The 23,554-nt window shown below is 61.1% G+C and carries 24 protein-coding genes; 15 read left to right on the top strand and 9 right to left on the bottom strand.

Annotated features, from left to right (window positions below; all coding sequences use genetic code 11):
* Nucleotides 1–79: 79 nt before the first annotated feature.
* Nucleotides 80–643, top strand: a complete 564-nt coding sequence (pnuC, locus tag PSEST_RS10245; RefSeq protein WP_015276919.1) for a nicotinamide riboside transporter PnuC — start codon at nucleotides 80–82, stop codon at nucleotides 641–643.
* A complete protein-coding gene (locus tag PSEST_RS10240; protein ID WP_015276918.1) occupies nucleotides 640–1,170 on the top strand; it encodes an AAA family ATPase in 531 nt (176 codons plus the stop codon). The genes pnuC and PSEST_RS10240 overlap by 4 nt, the downstream gene beginning before the upstream one ends.
* On the opposite strand, the gene PSEST_RS10235 is transcribed toward PSEST_RS10240, so the two are convergent.
* Nucleotides 1,167–2,144, bottom strand: a complete 978-nt coding sequence (locus PSEST_RS10235) for a DMT family transporter (protein ID WP_015276917.1) — start codon at nucleotides 2,142–2,144, stop codon at nucleotides 1,167–1,169. The two genes, PSEST_RS10240 and PSEST_RS10235, sit on opposite strands and share 4 nt — an antisense overlap.
* A gap of 43 nt (nucleotides 2,145–2,187) precedes the next feature.
* Nucleotides 2,188–2,487 (bottom strand): DUF1883 domain-containing protein, encoded by a 300-nt coding sequence (locus tag PSEST_RS10230; RefSeq protein ID WP_003279791.1) that lies wholly within the window; start codon nucleotides 2,485–2,487, stop codon nucleotides 2,188–2,190.
* A 330-nt stretch (nucleotides 2,488–2,817) separates the two neighbouring features.
* Between PSEST_RS10230 and PSEST_RS10225 the strand changes: the two genes are divergently transcribed.
* From PSEST_RS10225 to PSEST_RS10190, 8 genes are all read left to right on the top strand, one after another.
* Nucleotides 2,818–3,966, top strand: a complete 1,149-nt coding sequence (locus PSEST_RS10225) for an MFS transporter (protein ID WP_015276916.1) — start codon at nucleotides 2,818–2,820, stop codon at nucleotides 3,964–3,966.
* 22 nt (nucleotides 3,967–3,988) lie between these two features.
* Complete coding sequence (locus tag PSEST_RS10220; protein WP_015276915.1) at nucleotides 3,989–5,029, top strand: RNA methyltransferase; 1,041 nt, start codon at nucleotides 3,989–3,991, stop codon at nucleotides 5,027–5,029.
* 83 nt (nucleotides 5,030–5,112) lie between these two features.
* On the top strand, nucleotides 5,113–6,429 hold the full coding sequence (locus PSEST_RS10215; RefSeq protein ID WP_015276914.1) for a protein kinase: 1,317 nt from the start codon (nucleotides 5,113–5,115) through the stop codon (nucleotides 6,427–6,429).
* A 25-nt stretch (nucleotides 6,430–6,454) separates the two neighbouring features.
* Nucleotides 6,455–6,904 (top strand): hypothetical protein, encoded by a 450-nt coding sequence (locus PSEST_RS10210; RefSeq protein ID WP_015276913.1) that lies wholly within the window; start codon nucleotides 6,455–6,457, stop codon nucleotides 6,902–6,904.
* Between the two features lie 144 nt (nucleotides 6,905–7,048).
* The gene (locus tag PSEST_RS10205; protein ID WP_015276912.1) at nucleotides 7,049–7,579 is read left to right on the top strand and encodes an Hsp20/alpha crystallin family protein; all 531 of its coding nucleotides are present in this window, start codon (nucleotides 7,049–7,051) and stop codon (nucleotides 7,577–7,579) included.
* A gap of 139 nt (nucleotides 7,580–7,718) precedes the next feature.
* Nucleotides 7,719–7,931: a DUF2970 domain-containing protein gene (locus PSEST_RS10200; RefSeq protein ID WP_015276911.1), complete on the top strand. Its 213-nt coding sequence runs from the start codon at nucleotides 7,719–7,721 to the stop codon at nucleotides 7,929–7,931.
* Between the two features lie 344 nt (nucleotides 7,932–8,275).
* Nucleotides 8,276–9,934, top strand: a complete 1,659-nt coding sequence (locus PSEST_RS10195; protein WP_015276910.1) for a nitrite/sulfite reductase — start codon at nucleotides 8,276–8,278, stop codon at nucleotides 9,932–9,934.
* On the top strand, nucleotides 9,918–10,418 hold the full coding sequence (locus tag PSEST_RS10190; RefSeq protein WP_015276909.1) for a DUF934 domain-containing protein: 501 nt from the start codon (nucleotides 9,918–9,920) through the stop codon (nucleotides 10,416–10,418). Before PSEST_RS10195 ends, PSEST_RS10190 begins: the two co-directional genes overlap by 17 nt.
* Nucleotides 10,419–10,688: 270 nt before the next feature.
* Here PSEST_RS10190 and PSEST_RS10185 read toward each other — a convergent pair whose 3' ends face one another.
* Nucleotides 10,689–11,681: a YhdH/YhfP family quinone oxidoreductase gene (locus tag PSEST_RS10185; RefSeq protein WP_015276907.1), complete on the bottom strand. Its 993-nt coding sequence runs from the start codon at nucleotides 11,679–11,681 to the stop codon at nucleotides 10,689–10,691.
* 13 nt (nucleotides 11,682–11,694) lie between these two features.
* The gene (sohB, locus tag PSEST_RS10180) at nucleotides 11,695–12,717 is read right to left on the bottom strand and encodes a protease SohB (protein WP_015276906.1); all 1,023 of its coding nucleotides are present in this window, start codon (nucleotides 12,715–12,717) and stop codon (nucleotides 11,695–11,697) included.
* 181 nt (nucleotides 12,718–12,898) lie between these two features.
* On the opposite strand from sohB, the gene PSEST_RS10175 reads away from it, so the two are divergent.
* The 4 genes from PSEST_RS10175 to PSEST_RS10160 all read left to right on the top strand — a co-directional run bounded on the left by PSEST_RS10175 (nucleotide 12,899) and on the right by PSEST_RS10160 (nucleotide 16,072).
* Nucleotides 12,899–13,597 (top strand): histidine phosphatase family protein, encoded by a 699-nt coding sequence (locus PSEST_RS10175; RefSeq protein WP_015276905.1) that lies wholly within the window; start codon nucleotides 12,899–12,901, stop codon nucleotides 13,595–13,597.
* Between the two features lie 58 nt (nucleotides 13,598–13,655).
* Nucleotides 13,656–13,970 carry an SCP2 sterol-binding domain-containing protein gene (locus PSEST_RS10170; RefSeq protein WP_003296758.1) on the top strand — a complete coding sequence of 105 codons (315 nt, stop codon included), beginning with the start codon at nucleotides 13,656–13,658 and terminating at the stop codon, nucleotides 13,968–13,970.
* 209 nt (nucleotides 13,971–14,179) lie between these two features.
* Nucleotides 14,180–15,247 (top strand): phosphotransferase family protein, encoded by a 1,068-nt coding sequence (locus PSEST_RS10165; protein WP_015276904.1) that lies wholly within the window; start codon nucleotides 14,180–14,182, stop codon nucleotides 15,245–15,247.
* A 57-nt stretch (nucleotides 15,248–15,304) separates the two neighbouring features.
* Nucleotides 15,305–16,072, top strand: a complete 768-nt coding sequence (locus tag PSEST_RS10160; protein WP_015276903.1) for an SDR family oxidoreductase — start codon at nucleotides 15,305–15,307, stop codon at nucleotides 16,070–16,072.
* Between the two features lie 61 nt (nucleotides 16,073–16,133).
* On the opposite strand, the gene PSEST_RS10155 is transcribed toward PSEST_RS10160, so the two are convergent.
* Nucleotides 16,134–16,781 carry a hypothetical protein gene (locus PSEST_RS10155; protein ID WP_015276902.1) on the bottom strand — a complete coding sequence of 216 codons (648 nt, stop codon included), beginning with the start codon at nucleotides 16,779–16,781 and terminating at the stop codon, nucleotides 16,134–16,136.
* Between the two features lie 192 nt (nucleotides 16,782–16,973).
* Here PSEST_RS10155 and PSEST_RS10150 point away from each other — a divergent pair, with 192 nt between their 5' ends.
* On the top strand, nucleotides 16,974–17,759 hold the full coding sequence (locus PSEST_RS10150; RefSeq protein ID WP_015276901.1) for a TSUP family transporter: 786 nt from the start codon (nucleotides 16,974–16,976) through the stop codon (nucleotides 17,757–17,759).
* Here PSEST_RS10150 and nudC read toward each other — a convergent pair.
* From nudC to PSEST_RS10130, 4 genes are all read right to left on the bottom strand, one after another.
* Complete coding sequence (nudC, locus tag PSEST_RS10145) at nucleotides 17,727–18,557, bottom strand: NAD(+) diphosphatase (protein WP_015276900.1); 831 nt, start codon at nucleotides 18,555–18,557, stop codon at nucleotides 17,727–17,729. The two genes, PSEST_RS10150 and nudC, sit on opposite strands and share 33 nt — an antisense overlap.
* Nucleotides 18,557–20,239 carry a hypothetical protein gene (locus PSEST_RS10140; RefSeq protein ID WP_015276899.1) on the bottom strand — a complete coding sequence of 561 codons (1,683 nt, stop codon included), beginning with the start codon at nucleotides 20,237–20,239 and terminating at the stop codon, nucleotides 18,557–18,559. The genes nudC and PSEST_RS10140 overlap by 1 nt, the downstream gene beginning before the upstream one ends.
* Nucleotides 20,240–20,276: 37 nt before the next feature.
* Complete coding sequence (locus PSEST_RS10135) at nucleotides 20,277–21,089, bottom strand: crotonase/enoyl-CoA hydratase family protein (protein ID WP_015276898.1); 813 nt, start codon at nucleotides 21,087–21,089, stop codon at nucleotides 20,277–20,279.
* A gap of 182 nt (nucleotides 21,090–21,271) precedes the next feature.
* Complete coding sequence (locus PSEST_RS10130; protein WP_015276897.1) at nucleotides 21,272–23,521, bottom strand: Orn/Lys/Arg decarboxylase N-terminal domain-containing protein; 2,250 nt, start codon at nucleotides 23,519–23,521, stop codon at nucleotides 21,272–21,274.
* Between the last annotated feature and the right edge of the window lie 33 nt (nucleotides 23,522–23,554).

Below are 23,554 nucleotides of genomic sequence, written 5' to 3'. Positions count from 1 at the left end.
CAAGCGCTTTGCAGCCTGCAGCAACGGGCTTCGACGTCCGCTATGATCGCGCCCCTCGTTTGGCCCTACCGGTAACGCCATGTCGTCGCTAGAACTGATCGCCTCGCTGCTTGGCCTGATCGCCGTATGGCTGACGGTACGTCAGAACCCATGGTGCTGGCCCATCGGCCTGGGCATGGTGTCGCTGTACGCCTGGTTCTTCTTCGACGCCAGGCTGTATTCGCAGGTGCTGCTGCACAGTGTTTTCGCCGCCATGCAGCTTTACGGATGGTGGACCTGGACACGCGGCGCGACTGGCGAGGGAGGCCGGCCCGTAACACGGGCAAGCAGTCGCGAAGCGTACATTGGCATTGCCGGTGCAATACTCGTCAGTCTGCTGCTTGGCAGCGCCATGGCGAACTTCACCGCGGCTGCCTTCCCCTGGATCGACGCCACCCTGACTGCATTTAGCCTGCTCGCACAGCTGTGGATGGCACTCAAGCGCCTACAGTGCTGGGTTTTGTGGATCGTCCTGGATGTGCTGTTCATTGGCTTCTTCAGCTATCAGGGCTACTGGCTGACTGCCGGCCTCTACGCGCTGTTCACCGGGCTTGCCGTCATGGGGCTGCGAGAGTGGCGAACGGCGCAGGTGGCCACTCGATGAAGGTCTTGGTGCTTACCGGCCCGGAGTCCACCGGCAAAAGCTGGCTTGCCGAAAGGCTGCTGCAGACGTTCGGCGGTGTGCTGGTCGGCGAATACGTGCGTGACTACATCGAGCAGACGCAACGCGACACGACGTTTGCCGATATTCCGGCCATCGCCCGTGGTCAGCTGGCCCGCGAAGACACCGCGAGAACTCAGGCACCGCACCTGCTGATTCTGGACACGCACCTGCTGAGCAACATGCTCTGGAGTCATACGCTGTTCGGCGACTGCCCCGCCTGGCTCGAGGAGGAGCTACTGGCGAGGGATTACCACCAGCATCTGCTGCTCTCGCCGGAAAAGATCGAGTGGCATGCCGACGGCCAGCGCTGCCAACCGGATATCAGCGAACGACTGGACTTCTTCGAGGCATGTCGCAGCTGGCTGGTGCAACGGGATCAGCCCTTCGTCGAGATCGGTGGCAGCTGGACCGAGCGCGAGCGCCAGGCGATTGCACACACCCGCGCGCTGCTAGGCGAAAAGCCCTAGGACTGACGGTCGCGACGGAGCAGCAGGCCGATGGCAAGCACAACCAGCAAGCTGCCTGGCAACCAGTGCACACCCATGCGGGCCGGCTGATCGAAGAACAGCAGCAACATCGAGACGAAAGGCACCAGGTAGCTGTAGGCCGTGACCGCACCGGGCGTGAGAACGGATGTCGCTCGCTGTTGCAGGAAGAAGGTCATGGCGCTGGAGAAAACGCCGAGGTAGGACACCAGCAGCAGATCCAGCAGGTTCATGCGCAGCAAGGCCGCAGGGCGCTCCCAGATAAAGCCCATCAGGCCGATCAGGACAGCACCCGCGATCAGACTCCAGAAGGTGCGCAACCCTGCCTGTCGCGGCAAAGTACCGTTCGCCAGCCCCCATTTGCTGAGCACCGGGTACAACGCCGAAGCGACACAGCCAAAGAAGAAACCCAACTCGCCCAGGCCAAACTGCATGCCGGAGAAATCGCCGCCGTTCTCGGCCCATGCCAGCCCAAGCGCCCCGCTCGCACCAAGCGCCAGGATAGCCAGCAGGCGACCGGCGGGCTGTTCGACACCCAGCCCGCGGCCCAGGCAGTAAGCCAGCAGCGGCACGCTGACGAACAGCGTCGCCATCGACAGTGCACTGACCCGATGGGCCGCCCAGAACATGGTTCCGAAAAAGCCCGCCAGACATAGCCCCATGCCAGCGTAGAGCAGCATCGTGCGCCAACCCGGCCGCCCTTCGCTCTGGCTCCAGGCCAGCGGTGCCAAGACCAGCGCGGCGATGGCGAAGCGCATGGCGGTCAGCAGCAGCGGCGGCAAGTCATCACTGAGCAAGCCCACCGCCGGAAACGACAAGCCGACAAAAAGCGCCCAGAGCAGCATGCCGAGATGCGCGCGGGTGGTTCCGCCGCTTTCACCCTTGTGTGTTTCGGCTGCGCGGTTATCGAGACTGGTGTTGGCGGCATGAACATGAGGGTGATGGCTGCGGTTCAAAACGTCGCTTCCTGTTCGTTGTCCTCACAGTCCAGTTTGGCGATTACAGACGCGAGGGGGACCGTCGAATGACCCTGATCGAGTGGCTGAGGTTCGGTTTGCGCGTCACGCTGATCGGCCGCCGGGTAACCGTATCGATCGTGATGTTCCAGAAGCCGGTGCTCGGCACCACGATCTTCGCCGGGAATTTATCGAACGCACCACCGTGGTAGGTGTGGCGCCCGCCGTTCTTGAAACTGCGGAAATTCGCATCGTTCATCAGGCGGATGTTGCAGGTCTGCGAGCATTCGATGACGACGATATCGTCCTCGTTGAGGTGCTCGCGCTGGTGTATGAACTTCATCGACTGCTCCGGCAGCGCACATGGCAACAAAGCGGACAACGATAGCATGCGTATCCCGCGAATCGCGCCCGATGAAGTCGGAGCGGCATGCTGATGGGTGCTCTTGCGGGCGGGTTGTGTTGTGCCGCAGGCTGGCTTGTGTATCCTCTGCCCCGTCTGCTCAATAACTGCCTCGTCCATGCCCAGCACGTCATTTCCCTGCTCTTCATGCCTGCCCGCGGGAAGCCGACTGCTGTTTCTCTTCGATACCGGATTGCTGGCCCTGTGGTGATACGCAGCTCGTCGCGCTGCCATCCACGCTGTCAATCAGTCAATCGAGGAATGCCGCCCATGTCTGCGGTCCGTAACACCGTTCAGATCGATACCCCCATCGTGCGCAACGCAACCCGTTGCGGTTTCTTCATGGCCGGCTTCGGCCTGTCCGTCTGGGCGCCACTGGTGCCCTATGTGCGCGAACGCATCGAGATGACCGATGCGGTGTTCGGCCTTTTGCTGCTCTGCATTGGCGTCGGCTCGCTGACTTGGATGCCACTGTCCGGCGTATTGGTAGGCCGCTGGGGCATCCGTCCAGTGCAGCTGTGTAGCGTCGTGCTGCTGGCGTTGGCCCTGGCCGGGATGGCACTGACCGAATCGATGTGGCTGCTGGCCCTTGCACTGTTCTGCTTCGGCGGCAGCCTGGGCGTCATCGATGTGATCATGAACATTCAGGCGGTGCTGGTGGAAACCGCCGTCGGTCGCCGGCTGATGTCGAACTTCCATGGCATGTACAGCCTTGGGGCCATCAGTGGCGCGCTGATATTCACCGGCCTGCTGACCCTCGGCCTGGCGCCGGAGATTGGCAGCTTTCTGATGATCGGGCTGATCGTTGTGGCGAATCTTGGGCTGGCCCGCGGCTTTCTGCCGAATCGTGCGCCGGGCGGCGGCTTTGCGTTCGTGCGGCCCACCGCCATCGTGCTGCTTGTAGGCCTGATGTGCTTCGTCGTGTATCTGGCCGAAGGCGCTGTGCTGGACTGGAGCGCGCTTTACCTGACCGGAAAGAAAGGCCTCGAAGTGGCCAAGGGCGGCCTGGGTTACGCAGCCTTCGCCCTCATGGTGACCATCGCGCGTTTCGCTGGCGGCCCGCTGGTCAATGCACTCGGCACGGCGCGCGTCATCGCCTTTGGTGGTCTGGTCGCTGCCTTCGGCATCGTCCTGAGCCTTGCTGCCGAGCACTGGGCCGTGGCACTGATCGGCTACGGCTTGTGCGGGCTGGGTTGCGCCAACGTCTCGCCGGTGCTGATTTCCTCCTTGAGCCGGCAGGACGGCATGCCGGTGCAACTGGCCGTCACCGTGGCGACCACCATCGGTTTCGCCGGTGTCCTCGCCGGTCCGGCGATGATGGGCGTGGTCGCGCATTTCAGCTCGCTGGGCATGGCGTTCGCGCTGCTCGCCGTCCTGCTGGTCGGCATCGTGCCGTTCTGCCGTCGCTTCACCGCGTGACCCCGGATAGAATGCGCGCCCTATGCGAATCCCAGACCTGCAGCAACGCCTCGCCGACATCGGCGCCAAGCCCCGTCATATCGGGCGAATGACCCGTGCCTGGCTCAAGGGTCTGCCGCTCGATGTGGGCCGCCGCCAGCAACAGGCCGAGGACTTCCTGCCGCTGAGCGTGCGCGAAGGCCTGCCGGCGCTTAACGCCGAAATTGATGGTCTGGCGCGGCTGCGCTCCGAACACCCAGCGGCCGACGGCTCGGCACGCCTGCTGGTGGAGCTGGCCGATGGGCAGATGGTGGAAAGCGTCCTGCTGCCGCGCGACGGCCTGTGCGTGTCCAGCCAGGTCGGCTGCGCGGTGGGCTGCGTGTTCTGCATGACCGGCAAGAGCGGCCTGCTACGTCAGCTGGGCAGCGCCGAAATCGTCGCCCAGGTCGCCCTCGCCCGACGCTTCCGCCCGGTAAAGAAGGTGGTGTTCATGGGCATGGGCGAGCCCGCCCACAATCTCGACAACGTGCTCGAGGCCATCGACCTGCTCGGCACCGACGGCGGCATCGGCCACAAGAACCTGGTGTTCTCCACCGTCGGCGACATGCGCGTGTTCGAGCGTCTGCCGCAGCAACGGGTAAAGCCGGCGCTGGCCCTGTCGCTGCACAGCACCGATGCGGCGTTGCGTCAGGCGCTGCTGCCGCGGGCGCCGCAGATCGCTCCCGACGAACTGGTCGACCTCGGCGAAGCCTACGCCCGCGCGACCGGATTCCCGATCCAGTATCAGTGGACACTGCTCAAGGGCATCAACGACAACCAGGATGAGATGGATGGCATCCTGCGCCTGCTCAAGGGCAAGTACGCGGTGATGAACCTGATCCCCTACAACAGTCTGGAAGACGACGAATACCAGCGTCCTGATGGCGAGCGCATCGTGCAGATCGTGCGTTACCTGCACAGCCGCGGCGTGTTGACCAAGGTTCGCAATTCGGCCGGCCAGGACATCGATGGCGGTTGCGGCCAGCTCCGTGCCCGCGCCGAGCAAGCGCTAGATCGCAAGCGGCGCGTTGATCGCGGCGCCTGAACCCGCAGGCCCGAGTCACTGTCCCAGCGCAATACGATCGACGGCCCGCTCGGCCTCATACAGCAAGGAAAGCGCAAATCCGCATGCATACATTAGAACAACTGGAACGCGGCGAGCTGGCCGGAATCCGCCGTCTCGATCTCTCGGCCGGCCTGCAGAGCTTTCCGGAGGCGATCTTCGATCTCGCCGATACGCTGGAAGTACTCAATCTCTCCGGCAACCAACTCAAGAGCCTGCCGTCCGACCTGTCTCGCCTGCGCAAGCTGCGCATCCTGTTCTGCTCGGACAACCTCTTCACCGAGGTGCCGGATTGCCTCGGCGACTGCGAGCAGCTCGAGATGATCGGCTTCAAGGCCAACCAGATCCGCCATCTGCCCGCCGCCGCGTTGCCGCCGGCGTTGCGCTGGCTGATCCTCACCGACAACCAGCTACAAGCGTTACCTGACGAGATCGACACCTGCCGACGCTTGCAAAAACTGATGCTCGCTGGCAATCAGCTGTCTTCGCTGCCGGATACGCTGGCCAATTGCGTCAACCTGGAATTGCTGCGCATCGCCGCCAACCGCCTGCCAGCGCTGCCCGCCTGGCTGCTGACGCTGCCACGACTCAGTTGGCTGGCCGCTGCGGGCAACTCTTTCAGCGATGCCAACGAAGCGATCAGCCTCGCTCGCCACTCACTACCGGCGATCCCGCGCGAGCAGGTCGTCCTGCATGAGCAGCTGGGCCAGGGCGCATCCGGCATCATCTACCGTGCCGAGTGGCAGCAGAGCGGACAGCCGCCCAAGCAGATGGCTGCCAAACAGTTCAAGGGCCACGTCACCAGTGATGGCCTACCCCATAGCGAGATGGCCGCCTGCGTGGCCGCTGGCGCCCATCCAAACCTGATCGATGTTGCCGGGCCGCTGGCTGATCAGTCGGGTCAAACGCCGGGGCTACTGATGGATCTGGTCGAGCCGGCCTTCCAGCCACTGGCTGGTCCGCCTTCCCTGGCCAGCTGCACGCGTGACTGCTATGCCGATGATCTTACGTTCAGCCTCGATCAGGCGTTGCGCATCGCCCGCGGAGCGGCATCCGCAGTGGCACACCTGCACCAGCGCGGCATCCTGCACGGCGACCTTTACGCCCACAACCTGCTGGTCAATGCTCAGGGCACTTGCCTGCTTAGCGATTTCGGGGCGGCATCCTTCTTCGAGCCGGAAAGCACCACCGGACGCGCACTGCAGCGCATCGAATCCCGCGCCTTCGGTTGCCTGCTGGAGGAATTGCTGCAACGCTGCCCTGGCTTCGATGGCGACCGGCGCCGTGGCACCCTGCTCGAACTACAGAACCAGTGCTTATCCGAGCAACCGGAACACCGCCCCCATTTCCACCAGCTGGCCACCACACTCGCCGCGCTCTGACGCGCCTTACCGGAGCGACCTCGCAATGCCGTCACCCGAAGTAGATGAAGAACACACGCCCTACCCCAAGCCCTATTCGGACCTGCCCGTTGATCAGGACCCGTTCATTCGGGGGCTGAAACAGCGCCTGCCGGAACATCTGCGTGAATCCTTCAGCGAAGAGCAGCTCGACGCACTACGCAGCGTATTTGGCGCGCGCTCCTGGGTCAGGCATCGGGTCGATCTGCGCGGCACCATACGGTTGTGGAGCGATCGCTACTACTTCGCGATCGTTGCTGGGCGCAACAAGCGAAACCTGACGCGCCCGCAACAAAACCTCTCGCTGATCGCCAAGGCAGCGTTGGCTACCGTATTCCTGTTGTTCTCCGGCCTGGTCGGCCTGGTGATTCTTTATCTGCTCAAGTCCGCTCTGGGCATCAATCTGTTCCCAGGCTTCTCGCTGGGGCTGTGGGACTGGTTCAAGCAGAGCCTTTGAGCAAAGGTGCCCAGGAGTCCTTGCCGCTTGCGCGGCATCGCCAAATTAGTGGGGCCGCCGTTGATCAGAATCAAACCGGGTTCTGTACAGCGGGTGAAAACTGAATGCGCTGTTAACTTCACGAGCTTCCCAGGAGTTTGCGAAATGAACGAGGCTTCGAACAAACCGCCCGTATCAACGGACGAAAAGAAGATCACGTCTGCGCCCCAGGAGCCCTGGCGCCCCTTTGACTCCCTGCGCCGACAGGTAGACCTACTTTTCGACGATTTCGAACGGCCCTGGCATCTGCCTTTCAGCCGCCATGGCATGGAGACTACTCCGCTGTGGCAAGGCGGTCCCAGCCGCATGCCGGTGGTGGATGTTGTCGAGAAGGAAAACGCCTTCGAGATCACTGCGGAACTACCCGGCCTGGATGAGAAGGACGTCGAGGTAAAACTGGTCGGCAACAGCTTGGTCATCAAGGGCGAAAAGCGCCAGGAACACAAGGAAGAGAAGGACGGCTATCACCTTTCCGAACGATCCTACGGCAGCTTCCAGCGCAGCTTTGCGCTGCCTGAAGGCGTAGACCGCGACAAGATCGATGCGAAATTCGGCAAGGGCGTGTTGCGCCTTTCGTTGCCCAAGCAGCCGGGCTCTGCCGATGGTGCGAAAACCATCGCTGTTCAAGCCGAGTAACGATAGCGGGGCCGGACACGACAGGCCGGTCCCGGCTTTCCGCCAAGCGCGACTCTTCGCGCCCCCTCTCTTTCACTTCCGCCCGATCACCTTTGCCACGCTCGGCTAGACTTCGAAAAAGTCCCCATCCGAGGCAGCCATGAAAGATGAGCAGGAAAAAAGCCTGACGCTACGTGAGATGCTTGGCAGCGTACTGGCGGCTGCGCTGGGCGTGCAGAGCGGCAAGAACAGGGCTCGCGATTTCAGCCACGGCAAACCCAGCCACTTCATCATTCTTGGCGTAGGCTTCACCGCGCTGTTCGTGCTGCTGATCCTCGGATTGGTCAAACTGGTGCTGTACCTAGTCGGCTGATGGTCGCTACTGATGGCTGACCCAGAATATCGCGGTCCCTACCGCAAGCATGATCAAGCTGAAGATCGCCGCAGCGTCCACTACACTGTCGCGCTGGTCGTTTCTCACGGGACTTCTCCTCTGACAGTTCGATTACATCGATAGCCTGCATTTACCGAGTTAAGACCACGTATCGCGGTTGCTCAAGCGCACACGGCTATAAGCCAATTTCGACTGGTTTAGTCTAAACATATTCCCAAACTTCACTTTTGCGCATAACCACGAGCTGGTATCGTGCCGCCCTCCCTAATTGGGTGCGCGGCCGTGCGCGCGAATGCTGTAGACAGCCTGAAAACAGGACATTTATGTACGTTTACGATCAGTACGACCAACACATCATCGAGGATCGGGTCCGGCAGTTCCGCGACCAGACCCGCCGCTTCCTGGCCGGCGAACTCGCTGATGAAGAATTCCGCCCGCTGCGTCTGCAGAATGGCCTGTACATCCAGCGCTACGCGCCCATGCTGCGCGTTGCCGTGCCCTATGGCCTGCTCTCCTCCACCCAGGTACGCAAGCTGGCCGAGATCGCGCGTCATTACGACAAGGGCTACGCGCACATCAGCACCCGGACCAATGTGCAGTTCAACTGGCCTGAGTTGGAAGACGTGCCGGAGATTCTCGCCGAGCTGGCCACCGTGCAGATGCACGCCATCCAGACCAGCGGCAACTGCATCCGCAATACCACGACCGACCAGTTCGCCGGTGTCGCCAAGGACGAACTGATCGATCCACGACCATGGTGCGAGATCATCCGCCAGTGGTCGACCTTCCACCCCGAATTCGCCTTCCTGCCGCGCAAGTTCAAGATCGCCGTCAACGGTGCGGTCAGCGACCGCGCCGCCATCGAAGTACACGACATCGGCCTGGAAGCAGTGAAGAACGAGGCTGGCGAACTTGGCTTCCGCGTCTCGGTTGGTGGCGGCCTCGGCCGGACCCCGATTGTCGGCAGTTTCATCAACGAGTTCCTGCCTTGGCAGCACCTGCTGAGTTACCTAGACGCCATTCTGCGGGTCTATAACCGCTATGGCCGTCGTGACAACAAGTTCAAGGCCCGCATCAAGATCCTGGTGAAGGCACTGACCCCGGAAGTGTTCGCCGAGCGCGTCGATGCCGAATGGGCACACCTGAAGGACGGTCCGACAACATTGACCGAAGCTGAAGTTCAGCGAGTCAGCAAGTTCTTCGTCGATCCGGCATACAAGGCGCTGGAAGATCAAGACGCGGCCCTCGCCCAACTGGGCGTCGAGCATCCGGGCTTCGCCCGCTGGCGCCAGCGCAACGTGGTCGCGCACAAGAAGCCCGGTTACGCGGCAGTCACCCTCTCGCTGAAGAGCACTGGCGTGGCACCTGGCGACGTCACCGACAAGCAGCTCGACGCCATCGCCGACCTGGCTGATCGCTATAGCTTCGGTGAGGTGCGCAACTCCCACGAGCAGAACATGATCCTGGCCGACGTCGAGCAGGCCAAGCTGTTCGAGCTCTGGCACGAACTGCGCGAGCTGGGTCTGGCTACGCCGAACATCGGCCTGCTGACCGACATCATCTGCTGCCCTGGCGGCGACTTCTGCTCGCTGGCCAATGCCAAGTCGATTCCGATCGCCGAATCCATCCAGCGCCGCTTCGACAACCTCGACTACCTGTTTGACCTGGGCAACATTGACCTGAACATCTCAGGCTGCATGAACGCCTGTGGCCACCACCATATCGGCCATATCGGCATCCTCGGTGTGGACAAGAAGGGCGCGGAGTTCTATCAGGTCTCGTTGGGCGGCAGTTCCGGCCGTGACGCGAGCCTCGGCCAGATTCTCGGCCCATCCTTCGCCCAGGACTCGATGCCCGACGTGATCGAAAAGATCATCAACGTTTACGTGGAGCAGCGTACCGAAGATGAACAGTTCATCGACACTTACCGCCGCATCGGCATTGATCCCTTCAAGGAGCGCGTCTATGCAGCGAATCATTAAGAACGATCAGCTGGTCGACGAAACCTGGCACCTGCTACCCAAGGAGCAGACGCTCGACGACCTGTGCAATAGCGACGACCTGATCGTTCCGCTGCATCTGTGGCTAGATCACGCCCATGCGTTGAAAGCCCGTGATGGCGGCCTCGGCGTATGGCTCGATGCGCATGAACAGGTCGAAGAAATCGCCGACGATCTGCAGCATTTCCAGGTCATCGCCTTGAATTTCCCGAGCTTCACCGATGGCCGCCACTATTCCAGTGCCCGTCTGCTGCGTGAGCGCTATGGCTACAAGGGCGAAATTCGCGCCATCGGTGACGTGCTGCGTGACCAACTGTTCTACATGCGTCGCTGCGGCTTCGATGCCTTTGCCATTCGTGCAGACCGCGATCCGGTCGACGCGCTGGAAGGGTTGAAGGACTTTTCAGTGACCTATCAGGCTGCGGCGGATGACGAGCGCCCGCTGTTCCGGCGCCGTCAGGGCTGATACCAGCCCAGTCGAACCGGCAAATAAAAAGCCCGCCAATAGGCGGGCTTTTTATTGCTTCATTGATACATCCAGAAATTAGGGTGTTCGACCGGAGCGGTAACCTCTACGGCCTTTTTTCCAGAAGCGATCTGTTTGATTTTCTCGGCAAGCTTCTTCATGAACGATTTCCTCGGTTGCGAACAGCACTGGCGCTAGCTTCCGCCAATTGCCGCTTCCGAGGAAATTCATTGCCACTATCGCGTCGATAAACCGCTTAGCAGGCGCAACTCAATCGACACGTACCAATATCCGACCTACCTGGCCCCCGGCCAAGATGCGCTCGATCGCCTCTGGCAGCTGCTCAAGAGCGATCTCGTGCGTCAGATCCTCGAGATTGACCAACTTCCATTGCAGCGACAGCTTGTCCCACATGGAAGCCTTGACCACCAGAGGGATCTCCACCGAGTCCACACCCAGCAGATTGACGCCGCGCAAGATAAAGGGCAGAACGCTAGCCTGGAAATGAGTACCCGCAGTGAGCCCGCAACAGGCTACGCTGGCACCACGCTGCAGCGACTTGACCACGTTGAACAGGATGTCTCCACCGACGGTATCAACCGCCCCGCCCCACTGCTCCTTGAGCAAAGCCTTCTCCACACCTGCCTGCAATGCGGAGCGCTCGACGATCTGACTGGCACCCAGGCGAGTGAGGAAAGCAGCTTGATCAGCCTTGCCGGTTACTGCCGCGACCTTATAACCAAGACTGGCCAGCAGCGCGACCGCAATACTGCCAACTCCCCCCGTGGCTCCGGTCACGAGCACGGGCGCATCACCCGGCTCCAAACCGGCCTGTTCGAGCTTGTCGACACAAAGCGCCGCGGTCAGTCCAGCTGTGCCTAGGATCATCGCATCGCGCAGTGACAGGCCCTGAGGCCGCTTGATCACCCAGGCAGCCGGAACGCGGATGTACTGACCGAAACCACCGGCGGTGTTCATGCCCAGGTCGTAGCCGGTGACGATCACCTCATCGCCTTCGGCGAATTCGCCCACACTCGACGAAGCCACGACGCCCGCCGCATCGATCCCCGGCGTATGGGGGTAGGACCGCGTCACGCCGCGGTTGCCGCTCGCAGATAGAGCGTCCTTGAAGTTCAGCGAGGAATAACGCACCCGGATGAGCACCTCACCGGCTGGCAGCTCATCGATACCACGCTCGACGACTTTGGATTCGAAACGGCCGTCGGCCACCTCGCTGACTTGTAGCGCCTTGAAGCTGCTCATCGCGGTCCCCTTGTCATTGCCAAAAACGTTGTTCGTTCAGCCGGCTCCAGCCTTTCAGCAAGCCGTGCTCCATAACCGTACTGGCCGCCATGCCGAAACGCTCCGGCAGGCTCTTCTTCTGTATGTAATGCAGCTGGAACAGTTCCGCTTCCTGGGCCCGTTCGGCAAGGTACTGATCACTGGTCTTCAGCTCGTCCGCCAGGTGCTTGCCCAACGCAGCGATGCCGAGCCAGACCTCCCCCGTTGCAACATCGTCTATCGAGAGGTTCTGCCGATAGCGGGCGACGAAGTTCTTGAACAGCTCATGGGTAGTTTCCAGGTCTTCCTGGAACTTCTCCCGCCCCTTTTCGGTGTTCTCACCGAAAACGGTCAAAGTTCGCTTGTACTCGCCCGCGGTGAGCACTTCGAAATCCACGTCATGCTTCTTCAACAGCCGATGAACGTTCGGCAACTGGGCTACCACACCAATGGAGCCAAGGATCGCGAACGGCGCAGTAAGAATGCGGTTGCCGATGCACGCCATCATGTAGCCGCCGCTCGCTGCCACCTTGTCGACACAGACTGTCAGCGGTACGCCGGCATCGCGGATGCGCACCAGCTGTGACGCGGCCAGGCCATAGCCGTGCACCATGCCGCCACCGCTCTCCAGGCGCAGGACCACTTCGTCCTGCGGCGTTGCCATCGTCAGCAGCGCGGTGATCTCGTGGCGCAGGTTGTCGACGGCCGAAGCGCGGATGTCGCCATCGAAATCGAGGACGAACACGCGCGCGGGCGTTTCCGGCTTCTTGTTCTGCTTGGCAGCCTTGGCTTCGCGCTTGCGCAATGCCTTGAACGCATCCTTCTCCAGCACGGCCTGCTCCAGGCGCTCGCGCATCGATTTGTAGAACTCGTTGAGCTTGTGCACTTCGAGATGGCCACCGCCCTGCTTGCTGCGCCCTCGGCGCATCGAAGCGAGAGCGATCAGCACGATCACGATTGCGACCACCAGCGTGACGGTCTTGGCCAGGAAGCTGGCGTAATCGACAAGAAATTCCACGTATTACCTCTCGGTGTGTTCCGGTTGCCGACAGACACCCTTCGGCAGCAAGCCGCCAGCATACCGATGGGCCTTGGGCTGGGCTAGCGCATGCAATTCAAACAAACGTTCGAATTATCGTTGACACTCCGGAACGATGTCCCTACCCTCGCGAAAAACAGTGCCGGCCGGAGCAGCATGCATGGGCAGTATCTACCTGATCAGACATGGTCAGGCGTCATTCGGCGCAGAAAACTACGACGTGCTCTCTCCTCTCGGTTATCGTCAGTCCGAAGCGCTTGGTGACTACCTGGCGCAACTTGATGTGACCTTCGATCGCTGTCTGAGTGGCGAACTTGAGCGTCAACAGGACACCGCACGCACCACGATTGCCAGACTGAGCACCCAGCCGGAACTCGAAATCGACGCGGCCTTCAATGAATTTCATGCCGATGCGGTTATCCGCGCCCACCTGCCCGATCTGCTAAAGGTCGAGCCAAACGCGATGCATATCCTGCGCAACGCCGCAGACCATCGGGCCGAGTTTCAGCGGTTGTTCAACTATGTCGTGCATCGCTGGATTTCCGGTGAACATGAAAAGGAAGAACTCGAGAGCTGGCAGCACTTTCTCGACCGCGTGCGCGGCGGCCTGGAGCGCGTACTCGAGCACGCCGGCAAGCGGGATCGCATTGCCATCTTCACATCCGGCGGAACCATCACCGCGCTGCTACAGCTGATCATCGGCGTACCGCCGGTCAAGGCGTTCGAGATGAACTGGCAGATCGTCAACACTTCACTCAGTCTGCTGAAGTTTCGTGAGCGCGATGTCGCGCTCGCCTCCTTCAATAGTCATGCGCACCTGCAACTTCTGAAGAATCCGGAGCTCGTCACCCATAGATGAGCCCAGCCCCAAGCGGCCTCGAGCTGCGTACCCATAACGACCAAAAAAGGAAACCCTCATGAGCAACGTCGCCGAGACTTTCAAAGGCATGCAGTCGAAGTTCAACCCCAGTGCCGCTGCCGGCCTGGACCTGGTGTTTCAGTTCAATATCACCGATGCCGAGAACTACTACCTGGTAGTCAAGGATGGCACTTGCGATCTGCAGCAAGGCGAATCCAGCGACGCCAATGTCACCCTGATCATGGACAGCGAAACCATGCAGGGCATCGTCAGCGGTGAAACCGATGGCATGCAGGCCTTCATGGGCGGCAAGCTGCGCGCTGAAGGCGACATGATGCTGGCCCTGAAGCTCAGCGAACTGTTCCCAGCCTGAGCCGCAGGCGAGCCTGCCAGGTGACACCAGAAACCGAAGTCTCAGACTTCGGTTTTTTTATGCAGACGAACTTTCCGCGAGCGAATCAGGCACCTTGATTGACCGGCAACACTCAGGCCAATAACGGCCAACGCCGCTTGGTCTGTGGAACAGCGAGCATTAGATTACCGAATCATCTTGGGCACCGAACATAAGCAGAAGGGATAACAATGGCGCTTACAGATCAAACCACGCGAGTCCGAGAAGGCGAAGAACTGCCGGTCGAGGTGATCGACACTTACCTCAAGGCGCACATTCCTGGACTGGAGGGTACGCCGCAGATTTCGCAGTTTCCCGGTGGTGCCTCCAATCTGACCTATCTGCTGAAGTACCCTGAGCTGGATCTGGTTTTGCGCCGCCCGCCCTTTGGCCACAAGGCGAAGTCCGCCCACGACATGGGCCGTGAATTCCGCATCCTCAACCAGCTCAACGACGGTTTCCCCTACTGCCCGAAGGCCTACGTGTACTGCACCGACGAGTCGGTGATAGGTGCCGAGTTCTACGTCATGGAGCGGGTCAACGGCATCATCCTGCGCTCGGAACTACCTGCAGAGTTGAAATTCGATGTGGCGCAGACGCGCGCGCTCTGCGAGAGCTTCATCGATAAGTTTGTCGATTTGCACAATGTTGACTACCAGGCCTGCGGCCTCGGGGATCTGGGCAAACCGGACGGTTATGTGAAGCGCCAGATCGAAGGCTGGAGCGAGCGTTACGAGCGTGCGCTGACCGCGGATGCGCCCGCCTGGGAGCCAGTCAAGGCCTGGCTGAAGGACAAGATGCCAGCCGATCACCCCAAGCCCGGAATCATTCACAACGATTACCGCTTCGACAACGTGATCCTGAACCCGGACAACCCGATGGAAATCATTGGCGTACTGGACTGGGAAATGACCACGATTGGTGATCCGCTGATGGATCTGGGCAACACACTCGCCTACTGGATCGAGGCCGATGATCCACAGCCCATGCAGGCGATGCGTCGGCAGCCGAGCCACCTGCCTGGCATGCACACCCGCCAGGGCTTCGTCGATTACTACGCACAGCGCGCCGGTATCGAGATTCCCTGCATCGACTTTTACTACACCTACGGCCTGTTCCGGCTGGCCGGAATCGTCCAGCAGATTTACTACCGCTTTTATCATGGCCAGACGCAGGACAAGCGTTTTGCCCAGTTCATCCACATGAACAAGCTGCTCGAGCAAAAGGCACTGCAAGTGATCGGGCAATCGAAGCTCTGAAGCCAACCCAAAGCCCCGTGCTCCACCACGGGAACGAACAAGAAAAGAGGAACGACCATGTCCAAAACCACCCTGTTCGACCTAGACGGCAAGATCGCCTTCGTTTCCGGCGCCAGCCGCGGTATCGGCGAGGCCATCGCCAAGCTGCTCGCGCAGCAAGGGGCCCACGTGATCGTATCCAGCCGCAAGATCGAGGGATGCCAGGCAGTTGCAGATGCGATTGTTGCTGAAGGCGGCAAGGCCACTCCGGTAGCCTGCCATATCGGCGAGATGGAACAGATTCAGGCGGTATTCGCGCAAATCCGCGAGCAGTTCGGCCGACTCGACATCCTGGTCAACAATGCCGCAACCAATCCGCAGTTCTGCCACGTCCTGGATACCGACGTCTCGGCCTTTCAGAAGACTGTCGACGTGAATATCCGCGGCTATTTCTATATGTCTATCGAGGCCGGCAAGCTGATGCGCGAAAACGGTGGTGGCAGCATCATCAACGTCGCTTCCATCAATGGAGTCACACCGGGCAACTTCCAGGGTATCTACTCGATCACCAAGGGCGCCGTGATCAACATGACCAAGGCCTTCGCCAAGGAATGCGCGCAGTTCGGCATTCGCTGCAATGCGCTGCTACCGGGCCTGACGGATACCAAGTTCGCCTCGGCGCTGGTCAAGAACGACTCGATTCTGCAAATGGCACTTCAGCATATTCCGCTGAGCCGTGTCGCCCAACCGAGCGAAATGGCCGGTGCAGTTCTCTACCTGGCCAGCGACGCGTCTAGCTATACGACGGGAATCTCGCTCAACGTCGATGGCGGTTATCTGGCCTGACAGGCTCTGCGACAAAAGAAAGATGCAGCGAAAAAAGGGAGCCGTAAGGCTCCCTTCTTGTTCACCAGTTCTTCAGCGCCTCGGTCGCCGCTGCGTTTGCCGGCTTCGCGATCAGTCCGGTCGGCGCAAGCTCTACAATGTAAGCAGCTCCATCGGCAATCGGCATGTAATCCACGCGCAGCATCTGCGCATCGACCAGGTGCATGTCACGCTGTCCGAGCTCCAGCGATTGCCAGATATCCACGCCCAAGGGCTTCTCGCTCAGCTCAACGCGACCATAACGCGCGAGATTCTGCTGCTCGACTGCGAGATAGCGTCCGGATAGCCGCTCCAGTCGATAGCCTGATTCAAGGCCGATCAGTTCGGCCAGGCTTTTCCAGCGCAACATATGCAGGTCGAGCTGCCAGAGGTCGCCTTCCAGAATCGCCGTGCGCGTCTCCTTGCCCTGATCCAAACGGACTTCGTAGCGCTGCGGCCCCTGCGCCTGGAACGTCAGCGTAACCAACGGTTGCTCACTCGGCAGCGAGGCATAGGTACTGATGTCGTAGCCAATCAGGCCGATCAGCCCGGCCAGCGCGAGAACCGCGAAGCCACAGGTGCCGCGCAACCAGCCCATCAGCCAACTCCCCCCTAGCAGCAAGCGCAGCGCCACCAGCAGGACAATCACAGCCAGTAGCGCGATCACGATCGCGAGCCCGAGATATTGCATAGCCAAGCATCCTTTTCATTGGGTGCGACATTATCCGCAGCTGCCATCAGCACAGCCAGGGCCGGCATGGGACGGGGGTCACGGGTTGACGTTGTTCTTCTCGCAGAGCTGGATGCCAGTCATTCAATCTTCCCTTCCGCCAGCGTAATAGCCGCATTATCCTCCGCTGTCACTCAGCCCACCGAGACCCGCATGCCCTTCGCGCTTGAGCTCGCGCTCGACCCTTCCACTCTGGTGATTCTGTTCGCCGTAGCCTTCACTGCCGGATTCATCGATGCCATTGCCGGTGGCGGCGGGTTGCTGACCATCCCGGCCTTGCTGACTGCCGGACTGCCTCCGCACCTGGTGCTGGGTACCAACAAGCTATGCGCCACCTTCGGTTCAGCCACCGCCAGCTATACGTTTTATCGACGTCGCCTATTCGAGCCTGAGATGTGGCGCCGCGCGCTTGTGGGCACTGCAATTGGAGCGGCGTTAGGTGCAGCACTCGCCCAATTCATGCCCGCAAGCTGGCTCAACCAGCTGCTGCCCTTGGTGGTTTCTGCCTGCGGTATATATCTGCTGTTCAGCCACATGCCCGCAAAACCCAGTAGCGATGCGTTGGTCATCGGACGCAAGCGCCAGTGGCCTCAGAGTCTCTCGCTAGGCTTCTACGATGGAGTGGCGGGCCCCGGGACTGGCGCCTTCTGGACCGTCAGCAGCATGCTGCTCTACCCGCTCGACCTGCTCAGGGCCAGCGGCGTTGCGCGGACGATGAACTTCGTCAGCAATGCAGTGGCTTTGAGCGTGTTCGTGATCGGCGGGCACGTAGCATGGGTACTTGGCATCGGTATGGGCCTGGCACTGATGGCCGGCGCCTATTTCGGCGCGCGCACAGCGATCCGTGGCGGCTCTCAGTTCATCCGCCCGATATTCATTCTGGTGGTTCTGGCGATGAGCCTGCGTCTAGCCTGGCAGCACTGGGTCGGGACGGCCTAACCGACGAGCCAGATACAGCTCTATCAGGTAGCGGGCTATGGATTGGCGAGCGGGTAACGCCGGCAGGTTATCGATGGGAAACCAGCGCGCATCTTCGATCTCCTCGGGCTGAGGCACGATTTCGCCGCCGGCATATTCGGCATGGAACCCCAGCATCAGCGAATGCGGAAACGGCCAGCCCTGGCTCGCGACATACTGTGGCGGGTGAATGGATACACCGACTTCCTCACGCACCTCGCGCGCGACGCACTGTTCCACTGACTCGCCAGGTTCCACGTAGCCTGCCAGGGTGCTGTAGACGCCTGGAGCGAAACGCGGTGAACGCGCCAGCAGCAGCTCATCGCCGCGCGTGACCAGTACGATCATGCTCGGAGACAGTCTTGGATAGTGTTGAACGCCGCAAGCCGGGCAGTACATCGCTCGCTCGCCGGCTCGCGCCTGCATTGGCGAACCGCAGCTGCCGCAGAAACGATGCTGACTCGCCCATGTGCCTATCTGCGTGGCGTATCCAAGGAGCTGAAACAGGTCCCGATCGTCGCCCTGCATGAACTGGCGCAGGCCCTGCCAGCGTGCGCCGGGCACATCGGCTGGGAATTCAAGCTCGAACAGAAAAACCGGTTGCCCGTCAAAATGTCCCAGCCCCTGCTCGCTCAACACGGGAAGCTCCAGGCGCTTGAGCCAGTCCCGTGGAAACAGCGCACCATTATCGTCGAGCAGGAACTGCTGCCGGCAGTGCACTACCACCCAACCCCCAGGCAAAGTGGGGTCGAGCAGCGCCGCCTGCCAGCGCAGACTCATCAGGCCGCTACCGGCATGCCCAGCGCGCGTACGCTCTCGCTGGCCAGATCAAGCACGCTTACGCGCGAATCGTCGCGCCGCAATACCGCCCCGCCTTCGAGGTAGTACTCCAGGCTGGTCAGGGCGTCGGCAAGGGTTTCCAGCAGCTGCTCGGGGGGCATCTGATTCGATTCGAGCATCTGTTTCTGAATGAAATCAGCGCAGGCGCCTATCAGATCTGCTGCACGCTCCTGCTCGAGGAAGCGTAATCCACCTCGCACGGCCTGGAGGCTGAACGGCACGTTAGCCAGGTGCAGCTTTTCACCGTTGGATTCCAGATAGGCAGTAATCGCGCGCTTGGCCAGGGCCAGCCCGGCGGTCGCTTCGTCGATCACCACGATACGCGCCTCGGTCAGCTGATGATTGGCGAAGGCTTCCGCCTCCATTCCGGGACGCGCAACCTGAGGCTTGCTTTCACGTCGATCGCCACGTTCGAGGCTGGCTACCATGCTCTCGACGTAGAGCACAGCGTCGGCGAGACGTTGGATAACCTGCGGCTCGGGCGCATGCGCCAGGCTCCAGCCCGACACATCGCCCAGCTGCGCCTGCAAGGTACTGGCCGCAGACGAAAGACCAACCATGCCAAGGGTTTTGGCCATCTTGCCGAGCAGGTTATGCAGGTTCGAATAGGCTTCCGCCTGCGCAGTACCACGCTCGATCAGATCCAGGAGGTCCTTCAGGCTAGCCAGCTCCTCGCGAATTGCCGAAGACAGCGAACGCATGACTGCCTGGCCAGGACCAGCCAGCCGCTGGGATTCCTCTTCGAGCAGATGGTCAGTGAATGGCAGCGGGCTTAACGAGAAAACCTGGCGAACCTGGCTGGCGATCGGTCCTTGGGTATCCGCCAGAGCGACAACATAGAGCAGCTCTTTGAGCAGGCTGCGCGGGGCTTCGTATGCAGGATTGCCAAGCACCTGCTTGAGTTCGCGGTCGAGCCGCGAAAACAGCTGCTTGCGCGACTTGCGCGGCAGCAGCTGGCCGTCGAGTTGCGATTCGAGAGCAGCGCTGCCGATCCAGCACAGCCGGCTAGCCGGTGATTCGATGAACAGGTGATCCAGGCGCGTCAGTGCACGACCCATGAGCTTCAGGCTGGCAGACAGATTGTCTTCACGGATGAAGCCCAGTAATCCAACCTGATACATCTGACGCAAGCGCCGTGCCTCGGCAACTGGCGCAGCACCGGATCGGGCCGGGACATCCACTGCAGGACGGGCATGATCAAGACGAACGCTGAAGAAGAAACTCTCCGGCAAGGCGGGCTGTGCACAAGCCTGTCGCAGCACGTTGATGGCTGGAAGCAGCAGCTCGGGAATTTCTTGCCGGCTGGCGTCGACGCTTTCCAGATAGCGTCGCAGGACATAGAGCGCGTTGCTCAGCGCGGCCAACTGCACGTCGCGATCTTCCCCGGCACCAACGGGGATATCGGTCGCCAGCTGCAGAATCTCCTGCGCCAGCAACTCGGCTCCGGTCAGCTCGATGAGGTTGAGCGTGCCGCGCACCTGCTTGAGGTTTTCCACGGCCTGCTGCAGCAGGCCACCGTTATTGCGATCGATGATGAAGTGTTCAAGGCTCTGCTCGGCCTCTTCCATGGTGGCGAACAGTTCGTCACGTACCAGACCGAGTGAAGTAGCTCCAGTAACCATGCCTAGTGCGCCTCCCGCGCAAACGTGTGATGGCGCATCAGTCGGCAAAGTCCGGCTTTTGTTTGCTCATATGGGCAGCGATGGCGACCTTGATATCCGCCGACTGCAGCATGGCCGCATTCCAGGTGGCGATGTACTCGAGGCCGTCGTCGACACGATGATCACGCATATAGCGGATCATTTCCTTGGTGCCGCGAATCGCGACAGGTGATTTGCGGGCGATGTCGCGAGCCAGCTCCAAAACGCCGTCCATCAGCGCCTGCTGGTCGGCATAGGTGCGATTGACCAGACCGATGCTGCGTGCCTCTTCACCGTCGATTGTGCGCCCTGTAAAGGCAAGTTCACGCATCATGCCATCGCCGATGATGCGCGGCAGACGCTGCAAGGTCCCGACATCGGCGGCCATGCCCATGTCGATTTCCTTGATCGAGAATTTCGCGCTTGCAGTGCTGTAACGCATGTCGCAGGCCGAGATCAGATCGATGGCGCCGCCCAGACAGTAGCCCTGAATGGCCGCGATGACCGGCTTGCGGCAGTGATCGACTGCGTTGAACGAGGCCTGCAGAGAAAGGATCTTGCGCCGCAGCCGCTCGGCGTTGCGCCCGACATCGTTGCCCAGCTGGCTGCCGACAGAAGCCAGCAGTTGCAGATCGATACCAGAAGAGAAATGCTCACCGGCCCCGCTGAGGACCACGACGCGCACCTCGTCGGTGGCATCGACCCAGTTGAAGATATCGATGATCTCCGACCAGAACGCGGCGTCCATCGCATTGATCTTCTCGGGTCGGTTGATCACGACGCGGGCAATCTTGTCTGCCAACTCTACACGGAAGGCTTTGTATTCGGTCACGCTATCATCCTCGACAGCAAGGGCGCATGGGTGGCGTCATGGCGGACAGGCCGCACGACGGTGGGCAACTATAACAACTGGCACCAGAACGAGTGAATGTCGATGCAGACGATGTGATACAGACCACGCCGGCAGTCGACCCGCTCATGCCGCGGTAGAGGGCCGCGTCGCTGACCCAACGCTCATTCACGGATGCAGTCAACGGTGTACGAACTACCACCAACCCCGACTTCGTGTTGCAGGCCGTGCACATCCGCATCGAACCCAGGAAAGCGTTCGGCGAAATCACGGGCGAAGCGAAGGTAATCGAGAATCGAGCGGGTCTCCCCGGTAAAGCGCTCACCCGGCATGATCAGCGGGATACCCGGCGGATACGGCACCAGCATGACCGCCGCTATGCGCCCTTCCAGCGCTTCGATCGGCACCGCCTCCACCTCGCCGCGAACCAGCTTGTCGTAGGCCTGTGCCGGGGTCATCGCGGGCTCTGGCAATGCGGTGTACATTCTGCGCATGGCTCGCGCCGTGGCGTTCTCGCAATAGCAGGCATGCAGGGCATCGCAGAGGTCGCGCAGGCCCATTCCGGCGTAGGTTGCCGCACCCTTACGGGCAATCGAAGGCAGAGCCTCTACCAACGGTATGTTCGCGTCATAGTGGCGCTTGAACTCCAGCAGCTCGGTAAGCAGCGTGCTCCATTTGCCCTTGGTGATGCCCATGGAAAACAGCACTAGCATCGAGTACAGCCCGGTCTTCTCCACCACCAGACCGCGCTCCCAGAGAAACTTACTGACTACCGCCGCCGGAATGCCACTTTTGCCCAGCGCGCCGGATGCGGTGAGGCCGGGCGTGACGAGCGTGACCTTGATTGGATCGAGCAGCACGTAATCGTCGGCGATTTCGCCGAATCCGTGCCAGTCGGCCGTCGGCTCCAACAGCCAGTCCGGAGTCACCAACGCCTCAGCGCCGTCGACCAGTGGCGGCTGCCAGATGCTGAACCACCAGTCGTCCGCATCGATGTGCTGGCGCAGATTGGCCAGCGCCCGGCGAAAGCTCAGCGCCTCATCGAACGTCTCCTGAATCAACGAGCGGCCGGCCGGACCTTCCATCATCGCCGACGCTACGTCCAGCGATGCGAGGATCCCGTACTGCGGCGACGTGGAGATGTGCATCATGAAGGCTTCATTGAAGCGGTCGCGATCGAGCTGCCGTGTCTGGCTGTCGAGCACATGAATCATCGACGCCTGGCTGAACGCCGCCAGCAGTTTGTGCGTGGAATGCGTGGTGAAGACCAGCGGCCCCTGCTCGCGGGTATCCATGCCGTAACGACCATCGTAGAACTCGTGAAACGCCGCATAGGCATACCAGGCCTCGTCGAAATGCAGCACCTCGACATTGTCGGCGAGGGTGCGCTTGATCAGGTTGGCGTTGTAGCAAAGCCCGTCGTAGGTCGAGTTCGTCACCACCGCGAGCTTGACCTTCGGCGGCCGGCCTCGCGCCAGCGGGTTGGCGGCGATCTTGGCCTGGATCGACTCGCGGGTGAACTCCTCCAGCGGAATCGGGCCGATGATGCCTAGCTCATTGCGCGTCGGGCTCATGTAAAGCGGTATCGCTCCGGTCATGATGATCGCGTGCAGGATCGATTTGTGGCAGTTGCGATCGACCAGTACCAGATCGTCCCGGGCGACCATCGAATGCCAGACGATCTTGTTCGCCGTCGAGGTGCCGTTGATCACGAAGAAGGTGTGGTCAGCGCCAAAATTGCGTGCCGCACGGGCTTCTGCCGCCGCCACCGGCCCGGTGTGATCAAGCAACGAACCGAGCTCGGGCACCGAAACCGAGAGGTCCGAGCGCAGCGTGTTTTCCCCAAAGAACTGATGAAAGGCCTGGCCAACCGGACTCTTGCGGTAGGCAACACCGCCACCGTGACCGGGGGTATGCCAGGAGTAATTCGACTCACCGGTATGCCGGACCAACGCGCTGAAGAATGGTGGCAGCAGATCATCCAGGTAACTGCGCGCGGCGCGCGCGACCTGGCGCGCGAGGAACGGCACGGTGTCTTCATACAGGTACAGCAGGCCGCGCAACTCGTTGAGGTCGGCCATCGCTTCGGCCGGCGCGTTTTCGATGGTGACCTGCTCGCCCAGCGCAAAGATTGGCAGGCGCGGGGCACGGCGACGGGCGACGCGGATCAACTCCACCACGTCATGCAGAAGACGCTGGTTGTCCCCAGCGCCCTCCGCCGCGACCAGGATGCAGGCCAGCCCGTGGTGCGTCGAGGCGACGATGCGCCCCTCGTTCGAACTGGCTGTGGGCAGGATATTGAAGCCGTCGCGTTCCAGCTCGGAAGCGATACCACGTACTCGCTCACCGGCGACGGTGTCAGCCTTTATGTCTCGGTGAACGATGAGGATGGGGAATTTCAGGTCTTTGTACATGCGCACTCTCTGCGGACGATCCATCTACAGGGT

Origin of the sequence: Stutzerimonas stutzeri RCH2 (assembly GCF_000327065.1) — a bacterium.
Classification (GTDB): domain Bacteria; phylum Pseudomonadota; class Gammaproteobacteria; order Pseudomonadales; family Pseudomonadaceae; genus Stutzerimonas; species Stutzerimonas stutzeri_AE.
This window is presented reverse-complemented; position numbering and strand designations above follow the sequence as displayed.

Coding starts and splice junctions, on each gene's coding strand:
- PSEST_RS10215 (WP_015276914.1), top strand. CDS start 5,113: ATGCATACATTAGAACAACTGGAACGCGGCGAGCTGGCCGGAATCCGC.
- PSEST_RS10220 (WP_015276915.1), top strand. CDS start 3,989: ATGCGAATCCCAGACCTGCAGCAACGCCTCGCCGACATCGGCGCCAAG.
- PSEST_RS10155 (WP_015276902.1), bottom strand. CDS start 16,781: ATGCAATATCTCGGGCTCGCGATCGTGATCGCGCTACTGGCTGTGATT.
- PSEST_RS10210 (WP_015276913.1), top strand. CDS start 6,455: ATGCCGTCACCCGAAGTAGATGAAGAACACACGCCCTACCCCAAGCCC.
- pnuC (WP_015276919.1), top strand. CDS start 80: ATGTCGTCGCTAGAACTGATCGCCTCGCTGCTTGGCCTGATCGCCGTA.
- PSEST_RS10140 (WP_015276899.1), bottom strand. CDS start 20,239: ATGGTTACTGGAGCTACTTCACTCGGTCTGGTACGTGACGAACTGTTC.
- PSEST_RS10190 (WP_015276909.1), top strand. CDS start 9,918: ATGCAGCGAATCATTAAGAACGATCAGCTGGTCGACGAAACCTGGCAC.
- PSEST_RS10160 (WP_015276903.1), top strand. CDS start 15,305: ATGTCCAAAACCACCCTGTTCGACCTAGACGGCAAGATCGCCTTCGTT.
- PSEST_RS10150 (WP_015276901.1), top strand. CDS start 16,974: ATGCCCTTCGCGCTTGAGCTCGCGCTCGACCCTTCCACTCTGGTGATT.
- PSEST_RS10200 (WP_015276911.1), top strand. CDS start 7,719: ATGAAAGATGAGCAGGAAAAAAGCCTGACGCTACGTGAGATGCTTGGC.
- PSEST_RS10175 (WP_015276905.1), top strand. CDS start 12,899: ATGGGCAGTATCTACCTGATCAGACATGGTCAGGCGTCATTCGGCGCA.
- nudC (WP_015276900.1), bottom strand. CDS start 18,557: ATGAGTCTGCGCTGGCAGGCGGCGCTGCTCGACCCCACTTTGCCTGGG.
- PSEST_RS10230 (WP_003279791.1), bottom strand. CDS start 2,487: ATGAAGTTCATACACCAGCGCGAGCACCTCAACGAGGACGATATCGTC.
- PSEST_RS10225 (WP_015276916.1), top strand. CDS start 2,818: ATGTCTGCGGTCCGTAACACCGTTCAGATCGATACCCCCATCGTGCGC.
- PSEST_RS10205 (WP_015276912.1), top strand. CDS start 7,049: ATGAACGAGGCTTCGAACAAACCGCCCGTATCAACGGACGAAAAGAAG.
- PSEST_RS10165 (WP_015276904.1), top strand. CDS start 14,180: ATGGCGCTTACAGATCAAACCACGCGAGTCCGAGAAGGCGAAGAACTG.
- PSEST_RS10240 (WP_015276918.1), top strand. CDS start 640: ATGAAGGTCTTGGTGCTTACCGGCCCGGAGTCCACCGGCAAAAGCTGG.
- PSEST_RS10195 (WP_015276910.1), top strand. CDS start 8,276: ATGTACGTTTACGATCAGTACGACCAACACATCATCGAGGATCGGGTC.
- PSEST_RS10130 (WP_015276897.1), bottom strand. CDS start 23,521: ATGTACAAAGACCTGAAATTCCCCATCCTCATCGTTCACCGAGACATA.
- PSEST_RS10185 (WP_015276907.1), bottom strand. CDS start 11,681: ATGAGCAGCTTCAAGGCGCTACAAGTCAGCGAGGTGGCCGACGGCCGT.
- PSEST_RS10170 (WP_003296758.1), top strand. CDS start 13,656: ATGAGCAACGTCGCCGAGACTTTCAAAGGCATGCAGTCGAAGTTCAAC.